13 protein-coding genes, 2 pseudogenes and 1 riboswitch are annotated in these 13,426 nt (G+C 43.5%); of the genes and pseudogenes, 12 read left to right on the top strand and 3 right to left on the bottom strand.

The annotated features are described in order from the left end of the window. Window positions 1-26: 26 nt before the first annotated feature. Window positions 27-950, bottom strand: a complete 924-nt coding sequence (locus MMY81_RS01430) for an AEC family transporter (RefSeq protein WP_252311336.1) — start codon at window positions 948-950, stop codon at window positions 27-29. Window positions 951-1,113: 163 nt separating this feature from the next. Here MMY81_RS01430 and MMY81_RS01425 point away from each other — a divergent pair, with 163 nt between their 5' ends. The 4 genes from MMY81_RS01425 (at window position 1,114) to MMY81_RS01410 (ending at window position 3,212) form a co-directional block, all read left to right on the top strand. Next, window positions 1,114-1,557, top strand: a complete 444-nt coding sequence (locus tag MMY81_RS01425) for a MarR family winged helix-turn-helix transcriptional regulator (RefSeq protein WP_252311335.1) — start codon at window positions 1,114-1,116, stop codon at window positions 1,555-1,557. Between the two features lie 102 nt (window positions 1,558-1,659). Then, on the top strand, window positions 1,660-2,322 hold the full coding sequence (gene wrbA / locus MMY81_RS01420; RefSeq protein ID WP_374561002.1) for an NAD(P)H:quinone oxidoreductase: 663 nt from the start codon (window positions 1,660-1,662) through the stop codon (window positions 2,320-2,322). Window positions 2,323-2,481: 159 nt separating this feature from the next. Then, entirely contained in the window at window positions 2,482-2,958 is a 477-nt protein-coding gene (locus tag MMY81_RS01415; protein ID WP_252311334.1) for a sulfite exporter TauE/SafE family protein, read from the top strand. Continuing rightward, a complete protein-coding gene (locus tag MMY81_RS01410) occupies window positions 2,934-3,212 on the top strand; it encodes a hypothetical protein (protein WP_252311333.1) in 279 nt (92 codons plus the stop codon). The genes MMY81_RS01415 and MMY81_RS01410 overlap by 25 nt, the downstream gene beginning before the upstream one ends. A 251-nt stretch (window positions 3,213-3,463) precedes the next feature. Here the strand turns inward: MMY81_RS01410 and MMY81_RS01405 are convergent, their stop codons facing one another. Both MMY81_RS01405 and MMY81_RS01400 read right to left on the bottom strand, forming a co-directional pair. Beyond that, window positions 3,464-3,631: a DoxX family protein gene (locus MMY81_RS01405; RefSeq protein ID WP_252311332.1), complete on the bottom strand. Its 168-nt coding sequence runs from the start codon at window positions 3,629-3,631 to the stop codon at window positions 3,464-3,466. A gap of 23 nt (window positions 3,632-3,654) precedes the next feature. Beyond that, window positions 3,655-4,269, bottom strand: a complete 615-nt coding sequence (locus tag MMY81_RS01400; protein ID WP_252311331.1) for a universal stress protein — start codon at window positions 4,267-4,269, stop codon at window positions 3,655-3,657. 218 nt (window positions 4,270-4,487) lie between these two features. Here MMY81_RS01400 and MMY81_RS01395 point away from each other — a divergent pair, with 218 nt between their 5' ends. The 8 genes and pseudogenes from MMY81_RS01395 to MMY81_RS01360 all read left to right on the top strand — a co-directional run bounded on the left by MMY81_RS01395 (window position 4,488) and on the right by MMY81_RS01360 (window position 13,420). Further along, window positions 4,488-4,649, top strand: coding sequence for a hypothetical protein (locus MMY81_RS01395; RefSeq protein ID WP_170146875.1), 162 nt, complete (start codon window positions 4,488-4,490; stop codon window positions 4,647-4,649). 495 nt (window positions 4,650-5,144) lie between these two features. Next, window positions 5,145-6,356 carry a formaldehyde dehydrogenase, glutathione-independent gene (fdhA, locus tag MMY81_RS01390; protein ID WP_252311330.1) on the top strand — a complete coding sequence of 404 codons (1,212 nt, stop codon included), beginning with the start codon at window positions 5,145-5,147 and terminating at the stop codon, window positions 6,354-6,356. A 206-nt stretch (window positions 6,357-6,562) separates the two neighbouring features. Beyond that, window positions 6,563-6,758: riboswitch (cobalamin riboswitch) on the top strand. A gap of 167 nt (window positions 6,759-6,925) precedes the next feature. Then, window positions 6,926-9,193: pseudogene (metE, locus tag MMY81_RS01385) on the top strand (5-methyltetrahydropteroyltriglutamate--homocysteine S-methyltransferase). 17 nt (window positions 9,194-9,210) lie between these two features. Next, window positions 9,211-11,461: pseudogene (locus MMY81_RS01380) on the top strand (ribonucleoside-diphosphate reductase subunit alpha). A gap of 27 nt (window positions 11,462-11,488) precedes the next feature. Further along, window positions 11,489-11,698, top strand: coding sequence for a hypothetical protein (locus MMY81_RS01375; protein WP_252311329.1), 210 nt, complete (start codon window positions 11,489-11,491; stop codon window positions 11,696-11,698). 2 nt (window positions 11,699-11,700) lie between these two features. Then, complete coding sequence (locus tag MMY81_RS01370) at window positions 11,701-12,207, top strand: ribonucleotide-diphosphate reductase subunit beta (RefSeq protein WP_252311328.1); 507 nt, start codon at window positions 11,701-11,703, stop codon at window positions 12,205-12,207. Window position 12,208: 1 nt separating this feature from the next. Continuing rightward, the gene (locus tag MMY81_RS01365; protein ID WP_253075796.1) at window positions 12,209-12,481 is read left to right on the top strand and encodes a ribonucleotide-diphosphate reductase subunit beta; all 273 of its coding nucleotides are present in this window, start codon (window positions 12,209-12,211) and stop codon (window positions 12,479-12,481) included. Window positions 12,482-12,694: 213 nt separating this feature from the next. Continuing rightward, on the top strand, window positions 12,695-13,420 hold the full coding sequence (locus tag MMY81_RS01360) for a Gfo/Idh/MocA family protein (protein ID WP_252311327.1): 726 nt from the start codon (window positions 12,695-12,697) through the stop codon (window positions 13,418-13,420). Window positions 13,421-13,426 lie beyond the last annotated feature (6 nt).

The following is a 13,426-nucleotide window of genomic DNA, read 5'->3' as shown; positions in this document are numbered from 1 at the left end:
GAGCCTGCCTAGGATTTTTATGCTGTTTAAAAAAGAAGTTCAGAAAGATAGACAACGATCGTTACCGTTACGCTGCTCAGCATCGTTGAAACAAGGACTCCCTGCGCTGCATAATCCGGATAGTTATCGTACTCGAGCGCAAACAACGCGCTGTTACGTGACATAGGAAAGGAGCTTGCAATAAATAGTGCCTGGGCAACCGTTCCTTCCATACCAAGAACGGTAATAATACAAAAAGCGACAATAGGAGCAAAAATAAGACGTCCAAAAATAGCAGTGAAAAATAGAAAAGAGAAATGCTTCAGCGCCGGATAGGCAACCTGAGCCCCCAATGTAATTAAAGCAACGGCAAGAAATCCATCTGCGAGATTTTGGAGAGGAATCCACAAAAAATCGGGAATTGGAATGGAAAAGCCATAAAAAATAAATCCGAGAAACAAAGCATAGATAATCGGGGTCTTGAAGAGCTCTTTAATCATTCCTGAGCCCGGGCCATTGGTCGAAGCGGAATTCATCATACCATATGTATAGGTAAGAATATTTTGAAACATCATCACAATAATCTGGATAGACGAACCAATAGGATTAGCCTGAAAGACGAGCTGGCTTACCGGAATACCAAAATTTCCGGAGTTATTAAGTACCACGCTGTTTTTGAACGTTGCGGCAAGTTTCGGGTCCATCCCTGTACTTTTTGCAAATAATGCAGTCAAAACAGCAAGAACGAGAAACTGCAAAAATAAAAAGCCGCCTATCTCTAAAAGCAGCCCGCCTTCCATCTCATTTTCATAAATGTTTGTAAAAATGATGGTCGGCAGAAATAAATAAGTGAGCAGCTTGGAAAGTGTACTCAGCTGAAATTGAAAAATGCGATGAAGCATTGCTCCTGCAAACAATAAAATGAATACAGGCAGAATAATCTGCAATAATATAGAAAAAAGAAGTCCCATTTCATCCCACTCCAGCCAGGCTTTTCCTCTAGTGTAACGAAATAAAAAAAGAAATGCACGGTTTATTAGAAAGGAAAAAGTTGCATAGAAGTTCAATATATGATAAATTATCTTTAATTCAAGATAATTGAATTAGAGATATAAACAAAAGGATATGATCCTTATGACAGAAAAACAGACAGATACTTCTGCTGCGCTGAAGTCTTTAATTGTTTTGGCCAGAGCACAGCATGCAGTGGAAGAAGAAGTAAGAAAAGACATTCAGTCCCACGGATTAACACCGACAGAATTTGGTGTGCTTGAACTTCTTTTCCATAAAGGAAAACAGCCCATCCAGCATATTGGAAAGCGTATTCTGCTCACAAGCGGAAGCATGACCTACGTTATTGATAAGCTGGAGAAAAAAGAACTGCTTCAAAGAGTGCGATGCCCGAAAGACCGACGGATTGTGTACGCCGAAATAACGGATAAAGGCTACCAGCAGATAGAAAGAATTTTTCCGGCCCACGAAGAAAAAATCACAGAAATATTCAGCGTATTGAACCCGGAAGAAAAAGAACAGTTTATCACCCTCTTAAAAAGAGTGGGACTGTCCCTTCATAAATAGAAACAATTCATTCTTATAGGAGGTGAGTTTTTCTTCAATAAAAACTGCATTATCTGCTGATCACAGCTATAGTGTAAATTCAGGTAAGGTGGAGAATAAAACATGGGTCTATTTGATATTTTTAAATCGAAAGGAAGCGATGATACAATGGCAGACACAAAAATTGCAGTAATTTATTATAGTTCAACTGGTACTAACCATAAAATGGCTAAATGGGCAGTTGAAGGAGCAGAAGCAGCAGGAGCCGAAGTAAAGCTTCTAAGAGTAGAAGAAACAGCACCGGCAGCAGCACTTGATTCCAACCCGGCCTGGAGAGAGCATTACGAAGCAACAAAAGATATTCAGACAGCTTCTACAGAAGATCTGGAGTGGGCAGACGGCATTATCTTCAGCATGCCAACCCGTTTTGGTAACCTTCCGGCCCAGCTGAAACAGTATATTGATACGACCGGCGGCCTTTGGGCTCAGGGTAAACTTGTTAATAAAGTAGTAAGCGGTATGAGCTCAGCGAGCAACCCGCACGGCGGACAGGAAGCCACCATTCTTGCTCTTTATACTTCCATGATGCACTGGGGTGCAATCATTGCATCGCCGGGTTATTCTGATCCAATTACGTTTACAACCGGCGGCAACCCTTACGGAACGAGTGCAACGGTAGGACAGGATGGAAATATTGTAGAAAATATTGAAGAAGCTGTAAAACATCAGGCAAAGCGTACCGTACAAATTGCTTCAGGTGTAAAACAGATTCAGCCGGACGCATAAAATAAACCAAAAAAAGCAGCAGCCTGATACAGGCACTGCTTTTTTTTGCGTGGAGAACCTCTATAGAGCTGTTTTGACACTCGAAAAAAAGAAGAAAAAGGTGTAATATAACGAGCGGAAGAACTATTGATGAAGCGGGTGAAGAGGAGAGACGACAAGATGATAGAAATACTGCTTATTATGGCTATTTTGTTTGCAGGAAGCGTGATACAGGGAATCAGCGGGTTTGGATTCGGTCTGTTCGCCATGGCGCTGCTGCCTTTTATATTCACTGTAAAAGAAAGTTCCCTTCTGGTGATTGCACTGGCTCTTGTCACCTCGGTGACCATTATGCTGAAATTTAGAAAGCATATTGATTACAAGAGCCTGATTTACATACTTAGCGCGGCGGTAGCAGGCAGAATCGGAGCTTTTTTTATTTTGGATACATTTGGCGAAGAAGAAATAATGAAGCGGATTCTCGGTGCTGTCCTGATTTTGATGGTTATCTATATTTTTATGAAAAAGGAAACGAAGGACCCTGCACTGGCAGAGAAGAAATGGCTTCCTCTTACTCTCGGTTTTTTCGGAGGGATTGTAGGGGTGTATTTGCAGTTGGAGGACCTTTTTTCGTGTTTTATTTCCTGCTCCTGTTAAAAGATAAATATGCCTACACGGCTACGCTTCAGGCAACGTTTGTTATAACGAGTCTGCTGACGGTCACGATTCATTTATTCAACGGTGATTTAGGCGGCACCTTTATATGGTACTTCCTCGCAGGTGCTGTAAGTGTTATTGCCGGCTCCAATTTAGGAATGCACTATTTCAGCCATCTTTCCTCGGAAAAAATTAAGCTGGGGGCGGGCATTTTAATTGCCCTCGCCGGGATTAACCTTATCTTGTTTAATTAAGAAAAGCCTGCTCCTAATTGAATGGGGAGGCAGGCTTTTTATCTATTATGGGAGATTTATTTTCTATCGGAAGAGAGCTTCCATGCCGACGTAATAAGCGGCCATTGCAGAAGCACCCGAAGCCATAAAAGAAGCGGTTTCGGCTTTCCATCCTTTTTCAGGGCATATTTACTGCGGCCATATACAGGTTAGCGGGAAATACGAGAACCATTAATATGGATACTGCTTTACCGGTCCAGGCGGTGCCTTTATTAATGAATAACATTATACCCAGAAACGCCTCGGCGACGCCGGAAAGGTAGACGGCCGCCATTCGTGCCGCGGCCGAGAAAAGGAATCATTTTCGAAAAGAAGCCGGGACGTTTGAAATGAGCTGCACCAGCTGCAGTAAGAATAAAACCAAATAATAGCCGGACCATAAGAAAGTTCTCCTTTCTTTGTGTTACTCTTTCGGGAAAATTTTCTCGCGGACCGTTCCATTGATGACACGTCCGATAACAATTTCCTTGCCATGGAAGGTTTTGAACAAACCGCTCTCGAAATCGGTGTGCATATCTTTAAAGAATATGCCTTCGATGCAGCCTTCCGGGCAGTTTCCTAAATGAAGAGTATACGTTTCATTATCCTTTGTAAGGTAGGCGCGTACGCCTTTCTGATAGTCGCCGAAAGAAGGCGGAAGCTCACGCTGTACAGACACAATATGAACATCAACAAAATCAATGCGCTTCAGGATTTCTGTAGCAATAGCTCCTTTTGTAAGCTCCTGCCATTTGCTGCGGGCGCTTTTACCGATAACAATCTGGGTGATTTCCCGTTCTTTGGCTACGTCTACAATGACTTCTGCTACTTTTCTGCCATTCGCCGGTTCAATAGTGAAATCAGCATTGTACTCATCAGACAATCGCTGCCATTCTTCATGATTCTGCTGGTTTTCCAGGTAGTCTTCATCTTCTCTGGAATTTTCTACAGTAATAACATGAAGAGGAGCATTAAAGGATTTGGCAATTGTTGATCCTCTGCGTATTAGGCGTTCAGCATCCGGTGGAAAAAAAAACACAGACAAGAATGCTTTCATCTCCCGGTCTATATGCTTCGTTGATGTTTTTCATTAGTCGTCTCTCCTTATGGGACATTTGTCCACTTTATATTTATAGTAACGTAATTTCTCCAAAAAGCATAAAAAATCTGCTTTCTTCTGCTCATTCCATAAATAAGTAGATTAAATATATAAATGAAGGGTATATTATAGTATCAACATATAAAGGAGGGTATAATATGTTAAGTAAAATCGTACTCATTATAGGTTATGTTTTAGCAATAGCAGGTGTAATCAATCTTATTACTTCTCTTTTCGGAGCAGGAACAGGCATTTTGGGAGTAGGTATCGGTGGTTTAATCGTTGGCCTTATTCTAATCTTTTTGGCGAAACGAATATGACCCTGCACTAATACTATTATCTTAAAGCTCTTTGTACCGTTTGGTACAAAGAGCTTTTTTATTTTGTTTTTTAATATACTAAGATACTGAAAAGTTATATTTGTATAGAATGTATAATTTTTCAAGTTACAAAGGGCCTTAATTAAAATAACAAACATCCTTTCAAAAGTCTATTCTTCTTGAAACATTGCCAATACTTATTTTATATGGGTAAAAATAAAAAAGCCCTGAACAAAAGGTCGCTAAAAAAAGGAAAATCCATTACAATAGTGATAGCGCTTTATTTTTGACTCGTGTAAATAGTCTGAATTTTTAATATATTAAAAAAGAATGATTACGTTTTACTGAATATTGAGAGGGGTGATGCTTCCAGAACATTTTCAGCTTCATCTTCATTTTTCTATATATCCCGTCATCAACGTCGTGGTTTTAAACCTACTACATGTGAAAAGAAACTCCTGGAAAGCATAAAGCAAAAAGAAGGGACGGATTCATATGAACAAAGCAGTTGTCTATCGTGGAAAAGGAAAAGTAGAAATTGAGGATATTGGCTACCCTGAACTTATTTTAAAAGAGGGTCCCGGCGTTCCTAAATCTAACGTAGGGAGAAAGTGTGAGCATGGAGTTATCCTGAAAGTTGTAACAACCAATATATGCGGAAGCGATCAGCATATGGTAAGAGGACGTACTACGGCACCGGAAGGGCTCGCGCTCGGCCATGAAATAACGGGCGAAGTTATTGAAGTAGGCAGAGACGTGGAGTTTATTAAAAAAGGCGATCTCTGCTCTGTGCCTTTCAATATTGCATGCGGAAGGTGCCAGATGTGTAAAGAACAGAATACGCACGTCTGCCTGAATGTAAATCCGGAACGACCGGGCGGTGCCTATGGATACGTAGATATGGGCGGCTGGGTCGGCGGCCAATCGGAATATGTTATGGTTCCTTATGCTGATTTTCAGCTGCTGAAGTTTCCGGATAAAGATCTGGCAATGGAGAAAATAATGGACCTTACGATGCTGTCGGATATTTTCCCAACCGGCTATCATGGCGTATATTCAGCCGGAGTACGAACCGGGTCCACTGTATATATTGCAGGCGCAGGACCGGTAGGACTTGCAGCTGCCCACTCTGCACAGCTTCTGGGAGCCTCTACCGTTATTGTCGGCGATCTGAACGAAGATCGGCTTAAGCAGGCAAGAAGCTTTGGATGCGAAACAGTGAACTTGAGACAGCATGATAATCTGGGAGAGCAGATTGATCAGCTTCTTGGAGAGCCTGTAGTCGACTGCGCGGTCGATGCCGTAGGATTTGAAGCATCCGGACATGGAGAAGGCGGAGGAGAGCAGCCGGCCATTGTGTTGAATACTATCATGGATGTAACACGTGTTGGAGGGAAGCTTGGAATTCCCGGTTTATACGTAACGGAAGATCCAGGTGCTTCAGATGAGGATTCAAAAGTAGGTTCTCTTAAAGTAAGGTTTGGTCTTGGCTGGGCCAAAGCCCATACGTTTGTAACTGGTCAGACACCGGCTATGCAGTATAACCGTGATTTAATGAAGGCGATTATGTCCGGTAAGGCGGAAATTGCAAAAGCTGTTAATGCAACGCTGATTAATCTGGATGAGGCCCCTCACGGCTATCAGGATTTCGACAGTGGTGTAGCGAAAAAATTTGTTATTGACCCTCATGGATCCGTCAAACAATAATACGAATATTACAAAAGCAGCAGGTCCTTCCTGCTGCTTTTGTTCTGCTCAATACTAAGTAATTATATCGGGATACTTAACACTAAATATGGACGAAAAAAATTATTTTATTCAATATATGCTATATTTACGCCTTTTTACATAAATATGAAGCAGACATGCCTTGACACGCTGCTTCAAAAAAGATATAGTTTGTCTACAACAAAACCATATTAGTGGAAATAGGTGCTCTGATTTTCAATATCAGACTGAAAAGGGAAGAACGGTGCAAAGCCGTCGCGGTCCCGCCACTGTAACAGAGGAGTCATAGTTATTATGTGCCACTGGGAGCTGATGCCCCGGGAAGGCCTGCTGTGATGATGACGCTGGAGCCAGGAGACCTGCCTATTTTACCAACACCGATTTTTACCTACGGGAGATAGGACGGGTGTTCCTGAGCGTGTCATATACGACCCGGGGGTATTTCTTTATGCACTCTCCCTTAGTGCAGAGCAGAAATACTCCTTTTTTATGACATGGGCGTATTAGAAACGCTTTAGGACTAGTAAAAAAGGGAGGATATTGTACAAATGAGCACATGGACAACAAGCAGCCTCGGCTATCCGAGGCTTGGAGAGAACAGAGAATGGAAAAAAGCACTGGAATCATTTTGGAAAAAGAACATAACGCACGAAGAATGGAAAGCGGAAATGAAAAAGCTCCGCCTGGAGTCTCTTGCTAAACAGCAGCAGCGTGGAATTGATTGGATTCCCGTAAATGACTTTACTTATTATGACCAGATGCTTGATATGTCGGTTATGTTTAATATCGTGCCGGAACGATTTGGATCGTTCAGCAACGAAATACCTGATAGTGCCTATTTTGCTATGGCAAGAGGGTCAGAACATGCTCAGGCTTCTGAAATGACCAAATGGTTTAACACGAATTACCACTATATTGTGCCGGAAATGGAACATGCGGTGCCCCGTCTGACAAAAAATATACCGCTTGAAGCGTATCGCCAGGCAAAGCAGGAGCTTGGAATAGAAGGAAAGCCGGTTATTATCGGCCCTATTACCTTTTTAAAGCTAGCGAAAGGATATGATGAGGCAGATTTCGGAAAGCTGCTTGATCAGCTTCTTCCTTTATATGTACAGGTTCTTCAGGAACTGAAGCAGGAAGGCGTGCAATGGGTTCAAATGGATGAGCCTTCGCTGGTAGCTTCCTTTCCGGAGCAAGATATTCTCCACCTGGAGAAGGCCTATCGTCTTTTTTGCAGACGAAGTACCGGGAATTTCTATTATGCTGCAGACATATTTCGAAGGTGTGGACCATTACGAGAAGATCACTGCCCTCCCTGTCGCCGGTATAGGACTTGATTTTGTGCATGGTAAGGAAAAGAATACGGAGTCTCTCCGTACTCATGGATTTGAAGATAAAATAATTGGAGCCGGCATTATTGATGGAAGAAACATTTGGAAAAGCGACGGTATAAAAAAAGAGCGTAGATATCCAAACCATACAAAAAGCCGTGTCATCAGACCGGATTTGGATTCAGCCGTCCTGCAGCCTGCAGCACGTTCCAGTTACCGTTCAGAATGAAACGAAGCTTAACCCTGTATTACAGGAAGCTCTTTCTTTTGCGAACGAAAAGCTGGACGAAATTAAAGATTTACGCACGGCATTAAGTGAGGGGAACACGGAAGTTCTTCAGAAAAGCAATCGTGCCGTTAAAGCTTTGGCAGAATCGGAGTGGAGAACAAAAGCGCCTGAATCTGTTACAGAGAGCATTCCTTCCTCAAGGCCGGCAGCTTTCAGCGAGCGCCGCGCCGTCCAGCAGGAAAAATGGCAGCTTCCGCTGTTTCCTACTACTACAATAGGCAGCTTTCCGCAGACGAAAGAAGTTCGTGTAGCCAGAGAGCGTGAAAAAAGGAACGATCTCAAAAGAAGAATACGATACATTTATTAACGATAAGATTAAAGAATGGGTGCACATTCAAGAAGACATTGGCCTGGATGTTTACGTGCACGGAGAGTTTGAGCGCAATGATATGGTTGAATTCTTCGGGGAGAAACTGGAAGGCTTTGCCTTTACCGCCTATGGCTGGGTACAGTCCTATGGATCCCGCTGCGTAAAGCCTCCTGTTATTTATGGAGATGTAGAATGGACAGAGCCGATGACAGTGAAAGAATCCGAGTACGCGCAGTCTCTGACGGACAAACCGATGAAAGGCATGCTTACCGGACCGGTCACTATCCTGCAATGGTCTTTTGTCCGAGATGATATGGAAGAACGCGACGTGACAAATCAGATCGCCGCAGCGCTGAGCAAAGAAGTAGAGGCTCTTGAGAAAGCCGGCATTGAAATGATTCAAGTAGATGAGCCTGCTATCCGTGAAGGCCTGCCGCTGAAACACAGCGAGCACGAAGACTATCTTGACTGGGCCGTTCGTGCCTTCCGTCTGGCTACATCCAACGTTAAAAACACAACACAGATTCATACGCACATGTGCTACAGCGAATTCCAGGATATGATTGAATCGATACGCGCTATGGATGCAGATGTTATTTCCATCGAAACATCAAGAAGCCACGGCGAACTTATTGAGGCATTTGAGACGGCGGTTTATGACAAAGGTATCGGCCTCGGGGTTTATGATATCCACAGCCCCAAGAGTACCGGACACCAAGGAGATGCTGCAGATGATTGACCGCGCCCTGCAGGTACTGCCGCCATCCCTTTTCTGGATTAATCCAGACTGCGGACTAAAACAAGAGACATTCCGGAAACAGTAGATGCATTAAAGAATATGACAGAAGCCGCCCGCCTCGTCCGGGAAGATGGACGCAGGAAGTGAACTAAGGAGAGTGTAGAATGACAGTAATATTTAAAGATAACGGCAGCCGCACCCTGGCTTTTGAAAAGCAAAGACTGGAAGCCTATATAGACGAAGTGACAGATGGATTTCCAGATTTGGATAAAGAAGAGAAGCCGTTGTTTCCAACGTGTCTTATAAAGACAGCTATTCAGCTGATCAGATTACCCAGCTTCTTACACTGCAGGCTTCCGAGAGAATCGACAGAAACGGTCCGCAGTGGACTTATGTAGCTGCACGAATTTATCTAAAGAAGCTGTATAAAGAAGCTGCCAAAAACAGGGCGTATGACGCAGAAGATAAATACGGTTCGCTTTACGGCCTGTTAAAGACACTTGGAAGCAAAGGAGTATACGATAGTACGCTTTTACGCGATTATTCCAAAGAAGAAATCATCGAACTCGAGCAGGCGATTAAGCCGGAACGAGATGAACTGTTCACATATGTCGGTGTGCTGACTCTTGCCCATAAGTACCTGGCAAGCGACAAAAGTAAAAACGTTTATGAGCTGCCTCAGGAGCGCTTCATGGTAATTGCAATGAAGCTGATGATTGAAGAGCCAAAGGATAATCGTCTTCATATGGTAAAAGAAGCTTACTGGGCGCTGTCTAATCTTTATATGACTGTTGCTACACCAACGCTTGCTAATGCAGGGAAAAATGTCGGTCAGCTGAGCTCCTGCTTTATTGATACAGTAGACGACAGCCTGCGCAGTATTTTTGACTCCAATACAGATGTGGCCAACCTTTCTAAAAATGGTGGAGGCGTAGGAATCTATTTCGGGAAGCTGCGCAGCCGCGGTTCTGATATTAAAGGATATAAAGGTGTCGCCGGCGGGATTATGGGCTGGATGAAACAGTTGAATAATACAGCTGTTTCCGTAGACCAGCTCGGCCAGCGCCAGGGCGCATTTGCTGTTTACCTGGACGTATGGCATAAAGATATTCTTGAATTCCTTGATGTGAAGCTCAGGAGACGAGCGGATGCGTACTCACGATATATTCACAGGAGTCTGCCTTCCTGATCTGTTCATGGAAAAGGTAGAAAGCCGCGAAGACTGGTATCTGTTTGATCCTCATGAAGTGGAAAAAGTAATGGGCTGGTCTCTTGAAGACTTTTATGATGAAAAAGAAGGCAAAGGGTCGTTCCGCGAAAAGTATCAGCAGTGTATGGACCACCCTGATATTTCAAGAGAGCGTATTCCGGCTATTGAAATTATGAAACGCGTGATGAAATCACAGCTTCAGACAGGAACACCTTACATGTTCTACCGTGATACGGTGAACCGTGAGAATCCTAACAAGCATGAAGGCATGATATACAGCTCAAACCTTTGTACAGAAATCATGCAGAACATGAGCGCGACGGTTATTAAAGAAGAAAAGCTCACGCCGGAAGGCACGATCATTACCGAAAAAACACCAGGAGATATGGTAGTATGCAACCTTTCTTCTATTTCTCTTGCAAGAGCAGTGACAGAAGATGTGCTGGAACGATTGATCCCTATCCAGGTACGCATGCTCGATAACGTCATTGACTTAAACAATATTGAAGTGCTGCAGGCCCAGCTGACGAATAAGCGTTATAGAGGCATTGGACTCGGAACATTCGGCTGGCATCATCTGCTTGCCTTGAAAGGCATCCGCTGGGAATCAGAAACAGCTGTAGCTTTCGCAGATGAATTATACGAGAAAATCAGCTATTTGACGCTTGAAGCCAGCTGTCGTATTGCCGAAGAAAAAGGGGCATACCCATTATTTGAAGGAAGCGAATGGGAAAGCGGCGCGTATCTGGAAAGAAAATATGATTCGAAAGAATGGAATGAGCTCCGTACACGTATTCAGAAAAACGGAATCCGTAACGGCTACCTGATGGCTGTCGCACCGAATGCCACGACATCACTCATTGCAGGGTCTACTGCAAGTATTGACCCTATTTACCGCCAGGAATACGTGGAGGAGAAAAAAAGGCTACCGGTCCCCGGCTACGGCTCCTGACATCAGCTCTAAAACGATCTGGTATTATAAGTCGGCGTTTAATATTGACCAGTCCTGGAGTATCCGCCAAAATGCAGCACGCCAGAAGCATATTGATCAGGCTGTCAGTTTTAACCTGTATATTCCACGGGATATTAAAGCAAAAGAATTTCTGGATATGCACCTTCAAGCTTGGTCAGCAGGACTTAAAACAACGTATTATACTCGTTCCACTTCAACGGTAATAGAGGACTGCGAAAGCTGCTCGAGCTAAGAGGAAAGAAAAGAGGAGGCATATAAAATGGCTACTTTACAAAAACGTAAGCTGTATGACACATCGGCTCCAAATAAATCCACCGGTATTATCAACGGTGAAAGCTCGAATATACTAAACTGGGATCAGACCGCACGCAAATGGGCCTACCCTATGTATAAGAATATGCTTCGCAATTTCTGGATTCCAGATGAAGTAAGCTTAATCAATGACCGCAACCAGTACAAAACAGCTTAGTGATGATGAAAGAGAAGCATTTAATAAAATTATCGGGCTGCTTGCTTTCCTGGACAGTGTGCAGACAGATTTCTCTTCAAAAAGTGTCCGAATACCTGACTGATTCCAGCCTGTCAGCGCTTATGTCCGTCCTGGCCTTTCAGGAAGTAGTGCACAATGAGTCATATACGTACGTTCTTTCGAGCGTGACGGACGGCGACACACAGGAAAAAGTGTTTGAGTACTGGAAACCGACGAAGTATTATTGGAGCGTAACAAGTTTATTGCAGATGGATATACCGATTTTACGGAAAATCCAACCCAGGAAAACTTTGTCCGTGCGATTGTATATGACGTTATTCTGGAAGGGTTATTTTTTACTCCTCCGGTTTGCCTTTTTCTACAATTTGGCAAGAAATGAGAAAATGCTCGGAACCTCGAAAATGATTAACTTCATTAACCGGGATGAGCAGATTCACGTCAACTTGTTTGTCCATATTTTGAAAGAAACGCTGCAGGAAAAATCCTGAGCTGAATACAGAAGGGTTCGCTGATTTTGTAAAAGAAACATTTATTGAAGCAGCAGAGCTTGAAATCAAATGGGGCAACTATGTGATCGGCAATAAGATAGACGGTATTAATGCCAATGAATTGGAGAGCTATATTAAATTTATGGCAAACAAGCGAATTAAAGAGCTTGGTTTTGATCCGGTATTTGAAGGCTATAACAAAAATCCGATGCGCTGGGTTTCTGTTTATAATGACAATACGACCGGAAAAGCCGATTTTTCGAAACAACAGTAACGGACTACAATTTAGTAGATTCGGATAATGACTTCGATTCTCTTTAATGAAGCAAAAAGCCCTTTCCCATTTTTAGGGAGAGGGCTTTTTGATGTTACCTCATATGTGACGCGTGCTCATGCTATGATAGAAAAAAGGAGGAGAGGCAACGGTGAAAATAGCAACGATTGGAACAAACTGGATTACAGAAGCATTTATTGAAGCAGGCAAGAAGTGGAAGGCTTTGAGCTGGAAGCCGTTTTTTCCAGAGATATAACCAAGGCAGAGGCGTTTGCTTCCAAAAATGGTGCAGCCCGGGCCTATGACAGCCTGGAAGCGATGCTCAACGATTCGGAAGTAGAGGCTGTATACATTGCGAGCCCCAACCGGTATCACGCCGAACAGGCGCTGGCAGCGATGGACAAAGGAAAACACGTTATCTGCGAAAAGCCGTTATGCTCCAACGAAAAAGAAGCAGAAACTCTTATTCAGAAAGCAGAACACATGCAGGTGGTATTAATGGAAGGTATTAAAAACATGTATACACCGGCCTTTCAAGAAATTACGAGCCACCTCGAAAAAGCCGGTCCTATTCGACGTGTATACCTGCAGTACTGCCAGTATTCAAGCCGGTATGATGCCTATAAGGAAGGAACTGTCCTGAATGCCTTTAAGCCGGAGCTCTCCAACGGCTCAAGTATGGATCTGGGTGTGTATCTTTTTCATCCGGCTGTTGCCTGGTTCGGACGTCCTTCGCGCATCATGGCGATGGGGCATAAGCTAGAAACGGGAGTAGACGGCCAGGCATGCGTTCTCATGCAGTACGACGGATTTGAAGTAATTATTTCGTATTCCAAAATTATGGGGTCGTCGCTCGCCAGCGAAATCCAGGGAGAAGAGGGTGTGCTGCGGATAGATAATGTAAATACTCCGGAAGAGGTCGCTTTTTCTGCCCCGTAATGGAGA

This window comes from Sinobaca sp. H24, assembly GCF_023845525.1.
The sequence above is the reverse complement of the archived record's forward strand: the minus strand, read 5'-3'. Positions and strand labels throughout refer to the sequence as shown.